We start from the raw sequence: 16,455 nt of genomic DNA on the forward strand, positions 1-16,455 counted from the left end.
CGATGAGCTTGACATGTATCATTGTAGATGACGAGCTGATGGCGCGGAACGCGTTGCAGCGCATGTGCGAACAGCACGAGGCCCTGAGCGTGGTCGGTACCTTTGCCGGCGCAGCACCAGCGCTGGATTACCTGGCCGAACACAGCGTTGACCTGATCTGGCTCGATGTTGAAATGCCGGATTTGTCAGGCTTCGGACTGCTCGAACAGCTGTCGTCTATTCCGCTGGTGGTGCTCACCACCAGCAAGACCGAGTATGCCTACGATGCGTACCAGTATCAGGTAACCGACTACCTGAAGAAGCCAATTACCCTGCCCCGGTTTAAAATTGCCGTGGAGCGGGCGCTGGAACTGGGTGTGCGTAATCGGCCAACGGTATCGCAGGATCGGCAGGAAATTTACATCAAAACCGACGGGCGCTATATCCGGCTCCCGTTCGAAACCATCGCTTATATTGAGAATATGGGCGACTACGTCAAGATCTTCACCACGACACAAACCTATATTGTGTACGCTACCATGAAGTATATCGAGGAGAAGCTGGGCCCACAGTTTCTGCGGGTTCATCGATCGTATATCGTTCACCTCGACAAGATCGTGGATATCGAAGAGAATACGCTGGTTATTCAAAACAAGGTAATTCCAATCAGTCGGGCCAACAAGTCCGAACTGATGAACCGGCTGAACCTGTTATGACTGATCAACGACGCCTGCCGACTCCATTAAACTCAATATACTTACGATGAATACTTTCTCCGTTCATGATCCGGCTCACTCCCGTGGTCCTGACCTTGCCCCGGCAACGGTCTCTGCCATTCAGGATGAGCTGGCGGCCATGCCGCTCCTGACTGCTCCCGAAAAGGTACTTGTTAAGGATGTATGGAATAAATTCCTGGCTTTTCAGGACATGCTTGTCGAGCTGTTCTTCGAACGGCTCCTGCACGAGAACCCCGACCTGGCCGATCGGCTGGGCGATTCGGTCGATCTGGTTCCGGGTTATTTTGCGCAGCTGTTCGACCAGAGCGTGCGGCAGCTGATCCCGCAAACGGAGCGTATCCTGCGCGAGAGTTACCGGGGTGTATACCCGTCTCAACCGGCTCATCATCAGCCGATCGATCAGCAGATAGCGCTCCTGACCGACCTGGGTATGCGCCCCGTTCACTGGATTTCCGCCCGCCGGGTGTGGATGTGGACCATTGCTCAGGTACCACACCTCGAAGACTATGACCGGGATAACATAGCGCGGGGCAACGAATCGGCTTTTTACCGCTTTTTCTCGCTTCATTTACTTCCCACGGCTTTCGACGTCGATCGGGCCTATGCCAGCATGCTGACGCCAGACATGGTACAGGTCATGCGGAAAAGCTGCGAGATTATGGCGGCCAACGCACTGTCCACCGGTACGGAGTTTTACCAGGAGCTGTTTCAGACCCAGCCCGATCTGCTGCCCTATTTCGGCCGTACCGACGTAGACGGGCTGGCCGAACACCTGATGCATACGCTGGTGTTTCTGACGCGCTCGCTCGAAGCAGGCCGGGATGTAGCGACGGAGCTCCGCGACCTGGGCCGTACCCACCTGCGGGCCGGCATTCCGCCGGAGGCCTATCCTAAACTGGTGGCCCCCATGCTGGCGGTTATGAAACGGCATCTGCCCAACTTCTCCGCCGAACAGGAGCAGGCCTGGTCGATGCTCCTCATCCGGGTGAGCCATGTGCTGCAGCAGCCCATGATCAGCGTACAGCGGCTACTGGCCTCGGCCCGGGAATTTATTGACCAGCTGGCCGCCGAGCTGGAGTGGACCCAGGCCGACCGGATTCGGCGGTGGGGCGAAGTGGAACGGGAAATCAGGGCAACGGGTACCTACACGCAGACCTACGACGAACTGTCGTACGGGGCGCAGCTGGCCTGGCGAAACGCCACCAAATGCATCGGGCGCATCTCGTGGCGGAACATGCTGGTTCGGGATATGCGGCACGTGAACGACCCCGACGCGATGTTCCGCGAGTGCGTCGAACACATGCGTCTGGCTACCAACGGCGGCATTATTCAGACCGTGATGACCGTTTTCCGCCCCAAAAAACCCGCCGAACGCTGGGGGCCGCGCATCTGGAACAGCCAGTACGTCCGGTTTGCGGCTTACGAGCAACCCGACGGCTCGATACTGGGCGACCCCGCCAACCTGAAACTCACCCAGGCCATTGTCCGGCAGGGCTGGACTCCCCCGGCCGACAAAACAGCCTTCGATTATCTGCCGCTGGTCATCGACGTACCCGGTCAGCAGCCGCGTCTGTATTCGTTTCAACCCGACGATGTGCTGCGGGTAACGCTCGAACACCCGCAGTACCCGGCGTTTGATGCCCTCAACCTGCAATGGTGTGCGGTTCCGGCCATTACCAATTTCCGGCTCGACATCGGGGGCGTACAGTACGGTTGTGTGCCGTTCAACGGCTGGTTTATGGAAACCGAAATTGCCCGCAACCTCTGGGAAGAAGGCCGCTACAACCTGGCCGAACCCATTGCCCGCAGCTTCAACCTGGACACCTCCAGCGCGCTCTGGCACGACCGCGCCTTTCTGGAGCTGAACGCAGCCGTACTGCATTCCTTCACCAAAGCCCGGGTTACGCTGGTCGATCACCAGACGGCCGCCCGCCAGTTTATGACCCACGATCAGCGCGAAAAACGAGCCGGGCGCGAGTGCCCGGCCCAGTGGTCGTGGGTGGTGCCGTCGGCCGGCGGCAGTACTACGCCCGTCTGGCACCACGAAATGCGGGATTTCTACCTGAACCCCAGCTTCCACTACGCGGCCGACCGCTGGTCGGTCATTGACGATCAGTACGTCATGGCTGATGATCACGTCATGGCCTCGACACCCGTAGCGCAGCGGCTGCTCATTCTGTACGGATCGGAAACCGGCACGTCTGAAAGCTATGCCCACCAGACCGCCCGCCGGCTGAGTCGATACCATCCGCGGGTTATGGCGCTCGACGAATACGATCTGACTCAACTCCCTCAGGAACAGTGGCTGCTGATTATTTCATCCACGTTCCGAAAAGGAGAGCTACCGGCCAACGCCCAGCGCTTTTATACCCAGATCAGACAGTTGCCCGATGGAGCCCTCAGCAAGCTTCATTTTGCGGTACTGGCTCTGGGCAATACCGTTTATCCGCACTTCTGCGCTGCCGGCATCATGCTGGACCAGCAGCTGGCCCGGCTGGGTGCTAACCGGGCAGCCGCCCTGCACAAAGCCGATGAAATCAACGGCCAGGCCGCTACTTTCCGGCAATGGCTGGGTCTGGTAGCCCGCTTGCTGGGCGAAGATCCGAGCCGATCGACCGAGGAGCAGACTAGCCGGGCCGACTGGAAACTTCAGGTGTCGTTCGTTGACGCGGAGCATGTCGATAGCGCCGAGACGGATAAGCGGCTCCATCGCCACCCCGGCGTCGACGTGCCCGTCATCACCAACCGCGAACTGCTTAAGGAGGTGATTGTAGGCAGCCGGTCTACCCGTTTCATTGCCTTCGATATTTCAGAGACCGGCCTTACCTACGAAACCGGCGACCACGTTGTCATTTACCCGCACAACCCACCCGAACTGGTGGAGCGGATTTGCCGCCAGATCAACGTAGACGCCGACGCCTATTTTTACACCTCCCTGACAACCCCGGAAGGAGCCGACGTCCTGGGCGATCATACGTACCCGGCTCCGGTGCGGGTAGGCGACGTGCTGATCAAAGACCTCGATCTGTCGCTTCGCGAACCCTACGACGAGCTTGTTGATGCCCTGCTGGCGGCTGCCCAGGACCCGGCCGAACGCGCCATGCTGGCGAGCTGGAGTGAACTGCTGAACCGCGACGAGTATGACGCCGATGGGCAGGCCCTCAAAAAACACATGGCAGACGCGTTTATGAGCGTCTGCGATTTGCTGGATGCGTTTCCGTCGGCACCGCTCACGTTTGGTCAGCTCATTGAGCTGCTACCCCGCCAGCGCCCCCGCCTGTACTCGATTTCGTCCTGCTCACTGGTGTACCCGACCGAGATCCACGTTACGGTTGGGGTTGTGCAGATCACCACCGACGAAGGCTATACCCGACCGGGTTTGTGTTCCAACTACCTGGCCCGACTAACCACGGGTGATCATGTCAGACTATCGGTACGCACCTCCAACTTCCGCCCCCCGCGCGATCCGCAGGCGCCGATGCTCATGGTCGGACCTGGTACGGGCCTGTCGCCCCTGGTTGGTTTTCTGCAGCACCGCGAAGTACAGCTCCGCATGCTCCGGCAGGCGCAGCAGTCGGCCAGCGGTCATACCCTGTCCGATGCGCCGTCGGCTACGCTCAACTACCCCGGCAGCCCGCTGCTGAAAGCCCGGAACGGTCGGCCTAAAACCGGCTGGAGCTCGGCCCGGCCGGGCGAAACCCGCCTGTTTTTCGGCTGCCGCAACCTGAACGACTACCTCTACCAGCAGGAACTGGAAACCTGGCACGAAGAAGGCATCCTGACCCACCTCGACGTTGCCTTTTCCCGACTGGGCGAAGACCGCATCTACGTACAGGATTTGATGGGACGGCAGGGAGCCGCTATATGGGAGGTGCTATCGCAGCCCGATTGCCACTACTATGTCTGCGGAGACGCCAAGATGGCCGATGATGTATTTGCCGTTCTGCTGAATGTGGCCCGCACGTATGGCGGCCTGTCGGCTACCGAAGCGGTCGAGTTTTTCAGGACCATGCAGCACGAAAACCGCTTCTTCATGGACGTCTGGGGGGTATTGCTCAACTTCAAACAGTCGATGGCCGAAGTGCAGGCCGCCAAGTATACGCAGGGAGAACGCTGGTTAATGGATCGAATCGGGTAATTTTGCCCACTCATTCATCCGTTCACGCTCTTGACACCGACTCTCGGAATTCTGGGCGGAGGGCAGCTGGGCCTTATGCTCCTGCAAGCCGCCATTGACTGGAACCTGCGTGTGCACGTGCTCGACCCCGACGCCGACGCACCCTGCCGCCATTTATGTACTCAATTCAACACCGGCTCCCTGACCGACTACGATACCGTGTATCAGTTCGGCCAGGGAGTCGATGTGCTGACGATTGAGATTGAACGCGTTAATGTAGACGCCCTCGAAGCCCTCGAACGCGAAGGAAAGCGCGTATACCCGCAGCCCGCCGTCATCCGCGTCATTCAGGATAAACGACTCCAGAAGCAGTTCTACCGCGACAATAACCTGCCCACGGCCGATTTTACCCTGACCGACAACCGCGCTGACGCCATCCGGCAGATCAACCAGAACCCGGCCTTACTACCCGCCTTTCATAAACTCGGCCGCGACGGGTACGACGGGCGGGGCGTTCAGCGGATTGCTGCCGCAGCCGACGCCGACAAAGCCTTCGACGCGCCGGGCGTACTCGAAAAAGCGGTCGACTTCGAGAAAGAGCTGGCCGTTATCGTGGCCCGTAATGAACGGGGTGACGTGCAGACGTTCCCAACGGTAGAGATGGTCTTTCATCCAGAGCTGAACCTGGTCGAGTACCTCTTCGCCCCCGCCGAAATTACCACCGATATAGACCGGCAGGCGCAGGCCATAGCCCGCCAGACGGCCGATGCGTTTGGCATTGTTGGGCTGCTGGCGGTTGAGCTGTTTCTCGACAAAGCTGGTAACGTACTCATCAACGAAGTAGCGCCCCGGCCCCACAACAGCGGTCATCATACCATCCGGGCCAACGTAACCTCGCAGTTTGAACAACACTGGCGGGCCGTTCTGAACTACCCCCTGGGTAACACCGACGCCTACCAGCCAGCCGCCATGCTCAACCTGCTGGGCGAAGACGGGCATACCGGCCCGGCGCGCTACGAAGGACTCGAAACGCTGCTGACCATGCCGGGGGTGTTCCCCTTCTTTTACGGCAAAGCCATTACCAAGCCGTTCCGGAAGATGGGCCACGTCACGGTTATGGACGCCGACATGGACACCCTTCGCCAGAAAGTATCGGCGGTGAAAACGGGAATCCGGGTAGTGACCTAGGCTACCCGGTTGGTCAGCGTTCCGATTCCGTCAATGGTAATGCGAACCTCATCCTGGCTGGCCAGGGTAAAATCGTCGGGCGGAACGATACCGGTGCCGGTCATGAGGTAGCAGCCGTTCGGAAACGAGCACTCCCGAAACAGAAACGAAACCAGTTCGTTATGCTGACGCTTCATCTGGCTGATGGCAATGCGGTTGCTGAACACAGGCTGACCCGCCCGGAGAATGTCCAGCTGTATCTGCGAATCGGGCGCGATGGGCGATTCCGGCACGTACAGACAGGGTCCGAGAGCCGCGCTGCCGTCGTAGGTTTTGGCCTGCGGCAGGTAAAGCGGATTTTCGCCCTCGATGCTGCGCGAGCTCATGTCGTTACCGCAGGTATAGCCAACAATCGCACCCGAGGAGGTCATGAACAGGGTTAGTTCGGGCTCCGGCACATTCCAGGTCGAATCGGCCCGGATCCGGACGGCGTCGCCCGGCCCCACAACACGCTCGGCGGTAGATTTAAAAAACAGTTCGGGCCGCTCAGCATCGTAGACCCGGTCGTAGAAATTATCGCCCCCCGACTTTTTCGACTCTTCCATCCGGGCATCGCGGCTCCGCAGGTAGGTTACGCCCGAAGCCCATACCTCCTGCCGTCCGATGGGAGCCAGCAGGTCGGTTTCGGCCCACTGCCGGTACTCGTCCGATGGCGTGTTCTGGGTAGTATACTGACGCAGTACGGTATAGAGGTCATCCTGGTTGACGAGTTCGTCCCAGTCCGTAACGGGGAGGTGATAATACTGCTGCTGATCGCTCAGTACGATGCCGGAGCGGGTTTTATACAGATGCATAGGAACGCTAAAACTAGATCGTGAAAGTAGTACAGTGAATAAATGCCAGGCGGGCGTAGAATTACTGACGTTGGCCGCTTTTTTTGCCGCATTCGTTGTTAAGTACGTATACGGTTCCCTTTCCTTGAGTCCTGATGCTGCAGAAAACCCGGGGCATTGCCCTTAGCTACATCCGCTACCGCGAAACGTCGATCATCGCCCGCGTTTATACCGAAGAGTTCGGTTTGCAGAGCTACATTGTGAACGGCGTTCGATCGGCCAAGAGCAAAAATAACCGCATTGCTCTCTTTCAGCCGCTCACGTTACTGGATATGGTCGTGTATTACAAGAACGACCGCGACCTGCATCGGCTTTCGGAGGTGAAAACGCTGCATCCGTTTCAGAGTCTGCCGTTCGAGGTGACCAAATCGACCATTGCGCTCTTCGTTACGGAAATGCTCAACAAGGTCCTGAAAGAAGAGGCCGGCAGTCCAGTGCTGTTCCGGTTTCTGCTCGACTCGGTCCTGTTTCTGGAAGAAGCCCGGTCCAACTACGAAAATTTCCACCTGATCTTTCTGCTCAAACTGTCGTTTTTCCTGGGTTTCGGTCCCGAAGGCGCGCGCGAGTTCGAAGACCAGCTGCGCGAGAACTCCTACCCCTTCTTACCCGATGCGGCTGTTGAGGAAGCGCTGAACACCATGCTTCGGAAACCCTTCGGCACGCCTATCTCGCTGACCCGCACGGCCCGAAACGAGCTGGCCAACGCGCTGGTTGCCTACTATCAGATTCACATCGACACCGTTGGCGAAGTAAAATCGCTACCCGTTCTGCGCGAGGTGCTTGGCTAGCGATCAGGGTTTTACAGCCGTAATTTTTACGACACCGGCTCCGTCCAGCACATCGCCCGGCTGCAGGCCCGACAGGTCGATGCTCAAGTCGGCCCCCACCCGTTTCCAGGGCAGTTTTTTGGCCGAGCCCAGCAGCGTAACGGTCGACGTTTCGGTCAGGGTTACCCCCAGAAGGGTTAGCTGCGGTACGTAGCGGGGCACGATCGCATAGAGGGTATTGGCTTTTCGGGTAAAGAAAGCGTTGATGTGCGCTTTCCCGCCCGGCTGCGGTTTGGTCAGCTCGCTTACGTCGTAGCTGGTCTGGTACCCCCCTTCCTTGACGTCGGGCCGCTTGCCGGCGCTCCACTGACGCGGCACTGTCCAGGCTTCTGCATCGAATATGGCTTCGCCGTTCCGGTCCAGCCAGGCCCCCAGCTGCCTCAGCCGGTCTTCCATCAGGTCAGGAATGCGCCCGTCGGCGGTAGGGCCGATGTCGAGCAGCAGGTTACCGCCCCGCGATACAATATCAGCCAGAATCAGCACCAGGTCGGCTCCGCTTTTGTAATCGGTAACGGTTTCCATCCGGTTGTACCCGAACGACTGCCCCATACCCCGGTTCTCTTCCCACACCACACTGGCGTCCATACCTGACCCGTATTCGGAGGTGAAGTACGTGCTCCGATGCACCTTCCGGGTGTTCTTGCCCCAGCGGTCGTTGACCACCACTTCGTCCTTCACCGGCGATTCGTTATAGAGCCAGGCCAGCAGGTCGGGGCTTCGCCACTGCGTATCGGTCAGGTCCCACTCGCCATCCGAGAAGATAATAGACGGCTTGTAGCGGGTTACCACGTCCTTAAACTGCGGAAACAAGTGTTCGTTGACAAACCGGCTTTTGTCGGCCTGTAACCATACCGGGTTGTACCATTCGTACAGCGAATAATAAATGCCCATTTTTAGCCCGGCCTTCCGAACCGAATTGCTCAGATCGCCGAGCAAGTCACGCTTAGGCCCGACCGAAACCGCATTCCAGGGCCGCCCCCACGACCGATCGGCTTCGGCGCTGGGCCAGAGGGTAAAGCCCTCGTGGTGTTTGCTGGTCAGCACCACGTACCGCGCGCCCGATTTCCTGAACACCTCGGCCCAGTGATCCGGCTCGAACAGCTCCGCCCGAAACTGGGAAGCAAACTCCTTGTAGTCGAAGCTGGCTCCGTAATTCTTCGTGTGGAACGCTTTCACCTCCTTGTGGCTGTGCCGGTCGGTCTCCATCAGATTACTCCAGTACCATTCGGAATACCCGTCAGGCCGAACGGGCGCATAAGCCGGGACGGAATACGTACCCCAGTGGATGAAGATGCCAAACTTAGCTTTCCGGAACCAGTCGGGAATAGGCCGCTGGTCGAGCGACGCCCAGTTGGGTTGGTAGGGTTGGGCATGAACGGGCGACCCGGTTCGTACAAGCAGACTGATCAGCAGCAGAAAGGCCGTGTGCGCAGCGTTAATCGATTGCATGAATACAGAGATAAGGATTGGTCATAAAAAGGTTAGAAATACTGACTAATACTCCTTTTACGGGCGATACAACCGACCGACCAACGCTAACCGTACATCCCATGAATGGGCAGTCTCTCAAACTCTTCTGGCGACGAACCGCTCAGCGAAAGAGCCATTTTTTTATCAATCTGTTCGGACTGTCGGTAGCCATTGCGGCCACGACCCTTATTTTTTTGTGGGTCAACCACGAAACCAGCTTCGACCGGCATTTCAGCAACGCCGACCAGATCTACCGCGTTTATCCGGAAATCAGCGTCAATGGTAAGGATTTCAGCAATGCCATGGCTCCGCCCCCACTGATGCGCGTTCTCTCCCGCGACTTTCCGGAGGTTATGGCCAGCACGCGCATCTGGAGTTACCCGAACAAACTGGTTAGCTACGAGCAGGCAGGCCACGAAACAAAGGCTTTCAACGAGAAACGACTGTATCAGGCCGACTCCACATTCTTCGATCTGTTCAACATCCGGATGCTCCAGGGCGATGCCAGAAAAGCCCTGACGGTACCCTTCAAAATGGTCATCACCGAAGAAACGGCCATTCGGTATTTTGGCGAAGCCGTTTACCGCTCGGGCAAAGCGCTGGGTAAAAGTCTGTCCATTACTTTCTTCGGCAAAAAATACGACTGCGAAGTAACGGGCATCACCGAAAACGTGCCGGCCAACTCGCATTTCCACTATGACCTCATCCTGTCTAACGTCACCGACCCCTGGTGCAACTCCAACGTCTGGGTCGACAACACCTATTACACCTACGTATTGCTACGCCCCGGCAGCGATCCCAAAGCGCTGGAGGCCAAGCTGCCTTCGCTCATCCGCACCCACCTGAACCCGCAGCTACAGGTGAATTTCGGGGTCAGTTACGATGCTCTCCGGAAGCGGGGCGAATACTGGGACTACAAACTACAGCCGCTAACCGACATCCACCTGGGCTCTAATTTTGCGCGGGAGCTGGAGCCCAATGGGAACCGGAACAATGTTACGTTGCTGATGGCGGTCGCTTTTTTCATGCTGCTCATTGCCTGCATCAATTACACCAACCTGACCATGGCGGGGGCTATCGAGCGCTCGCGGGAGGTCGGTGTGCGCAAGGTACTGGGATCGACGGTCGGGCAGCTGCGCGCCCAGTTTTTTACGGAGTCGGCCTTGATGAGCGGGTTAGCGCTGGTGCTGGCCACCCTGCTGATCGTGCTGCTGCTGAACCCGTTTACCGAGATGCTGGGCGCGTCTTTACCAACCAACCCACTGCGTGAGGGTACCACATGGCTCCTGCTGGGAGGTATTTTTGGCCTGGTAACCCTGTTGGGTGGCGCTTATCCGGCTTACTACCTGTCTACGTTTACGACCACGCTGGCCCTGAAGGGGAAGGTTAGCCCCCGCTCGGGCACGGTAAGTTTTCAGGGGGTTTTGGTAACCGCCCAGTTTGCTATTTCCATCACCCTGGCCATCTGTGCTCTGGTGGTTTATCGGCAGCTGGATCTGCTGCGCTCGCAGTCAGCTGGTTTCCAGAAAGACAATGTGATCATGGTGGCCGACCCGTCAGTCAAGCTACGCGATCAGTCGGAGGTGTTCATTCAGGAACTGTCCCGTTTTCCGGGTATCAGCAGTGCCAGCGTCTGCTCCGACTATCCGGGCAGCGGCAGCTACTCGTTTCCCATCGCGGCCCGGCGCAAGGGCGAATCGGCCGATCAGCTCCTGTATAACTTCACCGCAGGATACGATTTCCTGAAGACCTTTTCGATCAACCTGCTGGAGGGGCGCGACTTTGCCAAGACGTTCGACGATGCCAGCCCCAAACGGGTGATTCTTAACGAAACGGCGGTCCGGATGCTGGGGCTGAAAACGCCCATTCATGCCCAGATCGTCACCAAAAACCTGAACGTACTTAAACTGGAAGAGCAAACCTACGAGGTCATCGGAGTGGTAAAAGACTTCAACTTCGAGTCGCTGCACAAAGCCATTCTGCCGATGGCTATTTTTCTCGATCAGAACGGCTCGTACGTGTCCATCCGGGTTAAACCGGGCAATCCGGATCAGCACCTGGCCGCTATCCGGCAGGTATGGGAGAAACGGCTGCCCGGTGTCCCGTTTGAGTATTCGTTTCTGGATTCTCAGCTGGATACGCTCTACAAAACCGAACGCAGCCTGAGCCAGGTGCTGGCTATACTGACCGGTCTTACCATTCTGGTAGCCGCGGTGGGCCTCTTCGGGCTAACCCTGCTGATGGTGCAGCGCCGAACCAAGGAAATCGGCATCCGAAAAGTCATCGGAGCGAGTTTGGCCGATGTGCTGCTGACGCTGAACCGCGATTATATCCGCTGGATGGGTGCTGCGTTCCTGATCGCCTGCCCGATGGCCTGGTTCGCTATGAACCGCTGGCTCCAGCATTTTGCCTATCAGGCCAGCATTCCCTGGTGGTTGTTTGCCGCAACGGGTACCCTGGCCCTGGGTATTGCCCTGCTGACCGCCAGCTTTCAAACGATCCGGGCCGCCCTGCAGAACCCCGTAAACTCGCTGCGTAACGAATAAACCCCCAGACGGCGGCTATATCTTCCGCTTCAGCTCGAAGTGCTGACCCAGGTAAAGCCGCCGTACCTGCTCATCGCTGGCCAGCTCTTCGGCCGAGCCTTGTTTCAGGATTTTTCCTTCGAACAGCAGATACGCCCGGTCGGTGATCGACAGGGTTTCGTTTACGTTGTGGTCGGTAATCAGAATGCCAATGTTGCGGTGCTTGAGCTTGGCCACAATGCTCTGGATATCTTCGACGGCAATGGGGTCAACGCCCGCAAACGGCTCATCGAGCAGGATAAACTTAGGGTCAACGGCCAGCGCGCGGGCAATTTCGGTGCGCCGGCGCTCACCACCCGACAGCACCTTGCCCTTACTCTTCCGAACGTGCGTCAGGCTGAACTCGTCCAGCAGCTCTTCTACCTTGTCGCGCTGCTGTTTTTTAGGCAGGTCGGTCATTTCGAGCACCGCCAGCACGTTTTCCTCGACCGACAGATCGCGGAATACCGAAGCCTCCTGCGCCAGATAGCCCAGGCCGAGCCGGGCGCGTTTGTACATAGGCAGGTCCGTTACGTCGATGTCATCGATAAAGACTTTGCCGCTGTTAGGTTTGACCAGCCCCACCGCCATGTAGAACGACGTTGTTTTACCGGCTCCGTTGGGTCCCAGCAGCCCGACGATCTCACCCTGGGCCACCTGGTACGACACGTTGTTGTTTACAAACCGCGCCCCGTATTTTTTAACTAAATTTTCGGTTCTGAGAATCATTGACTTAATCGGTATGGAGTACGCCGGCCTGTAGCTTGCTCCCTAAAGTGGGCTGGCACCTCGGGGGAAACCAGTGTGGTTCAACTTCATTCTGTCTTGCCGGCGGTCGTAATGCTGGCATAGCTCACGAACACCGAATATCTTTCAGCATCAGCTGGGTCGATATGTTGCCGTTATATACGTTCTGCTCAACATGGTAGCAGATCGAAAACGGACTACCCGCCCGCAGGTACCCAGCCATATGGGCCATACCGAAACCGACGGCTGTCAGCGTTGGGCTCGGCCGGTGAGTGGTACGCTGCCGCACCTGAATTTTCAGGTGTTTCTCTTTCATGATCGTCGGCTCGCTGGCCAGATACACCTCCTCGGTCATGAACGTTGGCTGCATATTGTGCGGCCCAAACGGCCCCATCTGCCTCAGTATCCGCACAAACTTGGCGTCGATTTCGCTGAAGTCCATGGGCAGATCGATGTCGATCAGGGGCGTCAGATGCTCTTCTTTGATCTTACGCGCCACCACTTCTTCAAACTTCTGCCGAAACGCGTCAATTTTGTCTTCGGCTATGGTCATCCCGGCGGCAAACGTATGGCCCCCAAACTGCTCGAGCAGGTCAGCGCACTCTTCAATGGCTTCGTACACATCGAACCCCGGCACCGAGCGGGCCGAACCGGCCGCCTTATCGTTGGAGCGCGTCAGGATAATGGTGGGGCGGTGAAAATGCTCGATACACCGCGACGCCACAATACCAATTACGCCTTTATGCCAGTTGGCATCGAACAGGACGGTACTCTTGGCGTTGGTCAGCGCTTCGCTGCGCCGGATCATATCCAGTGCCTGCTCGGTCATGCTGCTGTCAAACTGCCTTCGGTCGTTGTTGTGTTTGTTAATGGCCATCGCAAACGCATCCGCTTCCTCGTCATCTTCGGCCAGTAGCAACTGTACGGCCGCTTTGGCGTGCTGGATACGTCCGGCGGCATTGATCCGCGGACCAATGCCGAACACCACGTTCGTAATATCCAGCTCGCCCCGGAAGCCCGCTATATTGATTAACGCTTTCAGCCCGGTTCGGGGTGTTGCGTTAAGATATTTTAACCCATAATAGGCCATCACCCGGTTCTCGCCCGTAATGGGAACGATATCTGACGCGATGCTGACAGCAACCAGATCGAGATGCGGAAACAGGTCGGTGAGCGGGATCTGGCGACACTGGCAAAACGCCTGCAGCAGTTTGAAGCCAACGCCACAGCCGCTCAGTTCTTTGTAGGGATAGGCGCAGTCGTCGCGTTTCGGATCGAGCACGGCAGCCGCAGCGGGAATCTCGCTACCCGGCCGGTGGTGATCACAGATGATAAAATCGACGCCCAGCGCCGTAGCCTGAGCCACCCGATCAACCGATTTAATGCCACAGTCGAGCGCAATGATCAGCGTAAATCCGTTCTCGGCCGCCCATTCGACGCCCTGCTGCGAAATGCCATAGCCTTCCTTGTAGCGATCCGGAATGTAGTAGTCGATGGCCGAATGGTACTGTTTCAGAAAGCCGTAGACCAGCGCAACCGAGGTGGTACCATCTACGTCATAATCGCCATAGACCAGAATTTTCTCCGGCTGTCCCGGGTTCATAGCCCGATCCAGACGACTGATGGCCCGATCCATATCGCGCATTAGAAAAGGATCGTGTAAGTGATTAATTTCAGGCCTGAAAAAGGCCCGGGCCTCCTCGTAGGTATGCACACCCCGTTGCACCAGTAAAGCCGCCAGAAACGGACTAACCCCCAACGACGCCGTCAATGACTCAATAGCAGTCTGTTGTGGAACAGCATCGGGAAAGGGTTTCCGGATCCATCGTTTGGCGGGTGGTGTCGACTGGGCTATCATAAATGCAAAATAAATCCGTTTTTAGAGAAACTTCGTGTCTATGCTTCTTTTGCTGTCGTTCATCAACCTGTTTTTTACCGGTTTCCAGTCTGCATCCCCGCCCGCCAAAGTAGGTCTAACGATTGATGTTCAGAATATTCGCAAGAAGCAGGGCGCTGTGTACATAGCCCTGTTCGAGCCCGGCAAAACATTTCCCGAAGGTAATCCAAGGGAAGGCCGGAAACTAGACGTGACCGGCAACAGCGTAAAAGCCACTTTTTCGGTAGAGCCCGGCGACTATGCGGTGGCGGTATACCACGACGAGAACGGCAACGGCAAAATGGACAAACGGGTATTCGGCATTCCCAAAGAACCGTATGGCTTCAGTAATAATTTCCGGCCGGTGATGTCGGCCCCAAAATTCAGCGACTGCCGCTTCAGCGTTAACGAGAGCGGCAAGGCCATCAGCATCCGCCTGGAGTAACCCAATCCGTTTGTAGCGTTGTGTCGTACAGCCCGCGAAAGCCGGTTATTGGTTCTATTTTTGCAAATTTTTCCCGAAACGGCTCTGGACATTGAAAAAATCCGTAGTTTTGTCTGGCAAATAACACCACCTGCTTATTTGCCATGAGCTTAGACTCCAGTAAGTTTCTTTACGAGGCTCTCACCTACGACGACGTTCTGCTTTTACCTGCCTATTCGGAGGTTCTACCGCGCGATACGACGACCGTCACCCAGCTTACCCGCAACATCCAGCTCAACATTCCGCTCATATCGGCGGCTATGGACACGGTTACTGAATCGTCGCTGGCGATTGCAATGGCCCAGGAAGGCGGCATTGGCATCATCCACAAAAACATGAGCGTGGAGGCCCAGGCCGACCAGGTTCGGAAGGTAAAACGTTCCGAGAGCGGTATGATCATCGACCCGATCACCCTGCCCGAAAGCGCCACCCTGGCCGATGCCCACAAGATCATGCGCGAGTTCAAAATCGGTGGCATACCGGTTGTGGACGAAGCGGGCAAACTGGTCGGTATTCTGACCAACCGCGATCTGCGGTTTCAGCGTAACCTGGCCCGGCCCGTTACCGAAATCATGACGCGGCAAAACCTGATCACGGCCAAAGCCGGACTCTCGCTCGAAGATGCCGAGAGTATTCTACAGGAATACAAAATCGAAAAACTGCCCATCGTCAACGAAGACTACAAACTCGTTGGCCTCATTACCTACAAGGACATACTGAAGCGCAAAAGCCACCCCAACGCCTGCAAAGACAGTCTGGGACGCCTGCGCGTCGGCGCTGCCGTTGGCGTAACCCCCGACCTGACCCGGCGCATCGAAGCGCTCGTGAAGGCGGGCGTCGACGTGATCAGCGTCGATACGGCCCACGGTCACTCGAAAGGTGTGCTCGATGCCGTACGCAATATCAAGCTGCAGTTCCCCAACCTGGAAGTCATTGCCGGCAACGTAGCAACCGGCGAAGGGGCAAAAGCCCTGGCCGACGCGGGGGCCGATGCCGTTAAAGTAGGTGTAGGGCCCGGTAGTATCTGCACCACCCGCATCATTGCCGGTATTGGTATGCCCCAGCTGACGGCCGTTTATGAATCGGCCAAGGCGTTGCAGGGCACGGGCGTTCCGGTCATTGCCGATGGGGGTATCCGTTTCTCGGGCGACATCACCAAGGCACTGGCAGGTGGTGCCAGCACGGTTATGATCGGCTCGCTGCTGGCCGGTACCGAAGAGGCTCCCGGCGAGGTAGTACTTTACGAAGGACGCCGGTTCAAAACCTACCGGGGCATGGGGTCGGTAGAGGCCATGGAAGATGGCTCGAAGGACCGCTACTTCCAGGATGCCGAAGACGACATCAAGAAACTCGTACCCGAAGGCATTGTAGGCCGCGTACCGTTCAAAGGCAAGGTAGCCGAGATCATCTACCAGATGGTGGGTGGCCTGAAAGCCGGTATGGGCTACTGCGGAGCCAAGGATATTCCGGCGCTCCAGCAGGCTAAATTCGTGAAGATTACAACCGCAGGATCGCGCGAAAGCCATCCGCACGATATCCAGATTCAGAAAGAAGCGCCGAACTATTCGTCGCGGTAATCGCCTGTTTTACCCGG

11 protein-coding genes are annotated in these 16,455 nt (G+C 57.4%); 7 read left to right on the forward strand and 4 right to left on the reverse strand.

Translation table 11 applies throughout. From position 1 onward, the window contains the following. Positions 1 to 2 precede the first annotated feature (2 nt). From B1C80_RS12120 to B1C80_RS12130, 3 genes are read left to right on the forward strand one after another with little or no spacing between them, the layout of a single operon-like run. Positions 3 to 695 (forward strand): LytTR family DNA-binding domain-containing protein, encoded by a 693-nt coding sequence (locus B1C80_RS12120; RefSeq protein ID WP_077921356.1) that lies wholly within the window; start codon positions 3 to 5, stop codon positions 693 to 695. A 46-nt stretch (positions 696 to 741) separates the two neighbouring features. Beyond that, positions 742 to 4,854: a nitric oxide synthase oxygenase gene (locus tag B1C80_RS12125; protein ID WP_077921357.1), complete on the forward strand. Its 4,113-nt coding sequence runs from the start codon at positions 742 to 744 to the stop codon at positions 4,852 to 4,854. Positions 4,855 to 4,884: 30 nt separating this feature from the next. Beyond that, entirely contained in the window at positions 4,885 to 6,021 is a 1,137-nt protein-coding gene (locus tag B1C80_RS12130; protein ID WP_077921358.1) for a 5-(carboxyamino)imidazole ribonucleotide synthase, read from the forward strand. Here the strand turns inward: B1C80_RS12130 and B1C80_RS12135 are convergent. Continuing rightward, positions 6,018 to 6,854 (reverse strand): fumarylacetoacetate hydrolase family protein, encoded by an 837-nt coding sequence (locus B1C80_RS12135; RefSeq protein WP_077921359.1) that lies wholly within the window; start codon positions 6,852 to 6,854, stop codon positions 6,018 to 6,020. The two genes, B1C80_RS12130 and B1C80_RS12135, sit on opposite strands and share 4 nt — an antisense overlap. Before the next feature lie 134 nt (positions 6,855 to 6,988). Between B1C80_RS12135 and recO the strand changes: the two genes are divergently transcribed. Further along, positions 6,989 to 7,681 carry a DNA repair protein RecO gene (gene recO / locus B1C80_RS12140; protein ID WP_077921360.1) on the forward strand — a complete coding sequence of 231 codons (693 nt, stop codon included), beginning with the start codon at positions 6,989 to 6,991 and terminating at the stop codon, positions 7,679 to 7,681. Positions 7,682 to 7,684: 3 nt separating this feature from the next. On the opposite strand, the gene B1C80_RS12145 is transcribed toward recO, so the two are convergent. Next, positions 7,685 to 9,169: an alpha-L-fucosidase gene (locus B1C80_RS12145; protein WP_077921361.1), complete on the reverse strand. Its 1,485-nt coding sequence runs from the start codon at positions 9,167 to 9,169 to the stop codon at positions 7,685 to 7,687. Between the two features lie 101 nt (positions 9,170 to 9,270). Between B1C80_RS12145 and B1C80_RS12150 the strand changes: the two genes are divergently transcribed. Beyond that, entirely contained in the window at positions 9,271 to 11,736 is a 2,466-nt protein-coding gene (locus tag B1C80_RS12150; protein ID WP_077921362.1) for an ABC transporter permease, read from the forward strand. Positions 11,737 to 11,751: 15 nt separating this feature from the next. Here B1C80_RS12150 and lptB read toward each other — a convergent pair whose 3' ends face one another. Together lptB and recJ are read right to left on the reverse strand one after the other, a co-directional pair. After that, a complete protein-coding gene (lptB, locus tag B1C80_RS12155; protein WP_077921363.1) occupies positions 11,752 to 12,483 on the reverse strand; it encodes an LPS export ABC transporter ATP-binding protein in 732 nt (243 codons plus the stop codon). 124 nt (positions 12,484 to 12,607) lie between these two features. Further along, on the reverse strand, positions 12,608 to 14,359 hold the full coding sequence (gene recJ / locus B1C80_RS12160; RefSeq protein WP_077921364.1) for a single-stranded-DNA-specific exonuclease RecJ: 1,752 nt from the start codon (positions 14,357 to 14,359) through the stop codon (positions 12,608 to 12,610). Between the two features lie 40 nt (positions 14,360 to 14,399). Here recJ and B1C80_RS12165 point away from each other — a divergent pair, with 40 nt between their 5' ends. Both B1C80_RS12165 and guaB read left to right on the forward strand, forming a co-directional pair. Then, entirely contained in the window at positions 14,400 to 14,822 is a 423-nt protein-coding gene (locus B1C80_RS12165) for a DUF2141 domain-containing protein (RefSeq protein WP_077921365.1), read from the forward strand. Between the two features lie 143 nt (positions 14,823 to 14,965). Further along, positions 14,966 to 16,438, forward strand: coding sequence for an IMP dehydrogenase (gene guaB / locus B1C80_RS12170; protein WP_077921366.1), 1,473 nt, complete (start codon positions 14,966 to 14,968; stop codon positions 16,436 to 16,438). The last annotated feature ends 17 nt before the right edge of the window (positions 16,439 to 16,455 follow it).

It is taken from the genome of Spirosoma sp. 209 (assembly GCF_002006735.1).
Taxonomy (GTDB): Bacteria; Bacteroidota; Bacteroidia; order Cytophagales; family Spirosomataceae; genus Spirosoma; species Spirosoma sordidisoli.

Bases quoted from the DNA above. Each gene is read 5' to 3' on its own strand.
- B1C80_RS12165 (WP_077921365.1), top strand. From the start codon at position 14,400: ATGCTTCTTTTGCTGTCGTTCATCAACCTGTTTTTTACCGGTTTCCAG.
- B1C80_RS12145 (WP_077921361.1), bottom strand. From the start codon at position 9,169: ATGCAATCGATTAACGCTGCGCACACGGCCTTTCTGCTGCTGATCAGT.
- lptB (WP_077921363.1), bottom strand. From the start codon at position 12,483: ATGATTCTCAGAACCGAAAATTTAGTTAAAAAATACGGGGCGCGGTTT.
- B1C80_RS12135 (WP_077921359.1), bottom strand. From the start codon at position 6,854: ATGCATCTGTATAAAACCCGCTCCGGCATCGTACTGAGCGATCAGCAG.
- recJ (WP_077921364.1), bottom strand. From the start codon at position 14,359: ATGATAGCCCAGTCGACACCACCCGCCAAACGATGGATCCGGAAACCC.
- B1C80_RS12150 (WP_077921362.1), top strand. From the start codon at position 9,271: ATGAATGGGCAGTCTCTCAAACTCTTCTGGCGACGAACCGCTCAGCGA.
- B1C80_RS12125 (WP_077921357.1), top strand. From the start codon at position 742: ATGAATACTTTCTCCGTTCATGATCCGGCTCACTCCCGTGGTCCTGAC.
- B1C80_RS12120 (WP_077921356.1), top strand. From the start codon at position 3: ATGAGCTTGACATGTATCATTGTAGATGACGAGCTGATGGCGCGGAAC.
- guaB (WP_077921366.1), top strand. From the start codon at position 14,966: ATGAGCTTAGACTCCAGTAAGTTTCTTTACGAGGCTCTCACCTACGAC.
- recO (WP_077921360.1), top strand. From the start codon at position 6,989: ATGCTGCAGAAAACCCGGGGCATTGCCCTTAGCTACATCCGCTACCGC.